Annotated in this window: 1 protein-coding gene; it reads right to left on the bottom strand. The window is 38.5% G+C overall.

Features of this window, described 5'->3' with window-relative positions; all coding sequences use genetic code 11:
• Nucleotides 1-24 precede the first annotated feature (24 nt).
• The gene (gene xerA / locus H344_RS0116845; protein WP_026811333.1) at nt 25-1,116 is read right to left on the bottom strand and encodes a site-specific tyrosine recombinase/integron integrase; all 1,092 of its coding nucleotides are present in this window, start codon (nt 1,114-1,116) and stop codon (nt 25-27) included.
• Nucleotides 1,117-1,152: the final 36 nt, after the last annotated feature.

The following is a 1,152-nucleotide window of genomic DNA, read 5'->3' as shown; positions in this document are numbered from 1 at the left end:
TATATATCCATTTTGTCTACACCACTAATCTAGTGGATTTTTTATGTTTTTAAAAGTGTTTGTAGCCACATGGGTGTAAATCTCTGTTGTTTTACTGGAACCATGCCCCAACAGCACTTGTATTTGCCTGAGGTCGACCCCAGATTCCAATAAATGGGTCGCAAAACTATGGCGTAGCACATGTGGGGTCACGGACTGCCTTACTTTAGCTTTTAATGCTGCTTCTTTAACAATTTTAAGTACGCTTTGAGGACTATACCTTCCTCCTTTTTGACCCTCGAACAAATATTCACGCGGCTTCCACTCCCTGAAATATAAACGCAGATCCTCTAAGACAGTTTGCGATAATAGGGTGTGGCGGTCCTTATTTCCTTTTGAACCTTCAACTCTTATCAACATACGTTTACTGTCTACATCAGCCAGCTTTAGGTTCAACAGCTCGCTACGCCGTAAACCGGAACTGTATAATAAACTTATGATACATTTATGTTTTAGGTTGTTGGCATTTTCGATAAGGGAAAGAACCTCATCCTTGGATATTACCTTGGGAAGCTTAAACTCTCTTCTAGGACGTTCTATCTCGTAAAATCGATTGGGCATATCCATAACCACTTCATAATAGAACTTAATGGCATTTATGGCTTGGTTTAAATAGGAATTTGAAACGTTGCGTTGAATTAACTGTTGAAGAAATGCCCGGATATCAATTTCATCAATAGTTTGGAGATCCTTGTGCCTACAGTGATTAATGAACATTTCAAAGAAGAAAACATAGGTGCGCACCGTACTCTTGGCATACCGTTTTAATTCAAGCTTTAATAGGTATTCTTCCGGGCAATAACGGTAATCTGGAATAGGCTTTCTCTTTCTATAATAGGCAATGTCAACGGTTTCATTATAGCTGTTTTGAGGCTTGTTTGTAAAAAATCGGTTATAATTGATCCATACGGCACCTCTAAAAGTATTATAAAGTATACCCAGGTTTTCCTTGGTATTGGGAATATAGGCCATATTATGTCGTTGGCTCCATTTAGGGTCGGGTAGACTTTTGATAAGGGCTTGAATCAGCTTGTCCGGCATAAATTTTATACCGATCATCTTCTGATTTTGGATCATAAGATGGTAGAGAGTTATAGACCTAATGGAATTCAT

It is taken from the genome of Arenibacter latericius DSM 15913, assembly GCF_000424985.1.
Lineage (GTDB): Bacteria > Bacteroidota > Bacteroidia > Flavobacteriales > Flavobacteriaceae > Arenibacter > Arenibacter latericius.
Note: the sequence above shows the minus strand (reverse complement) of the source record. Positions and strands in the feature narration are given on the sequence as shown.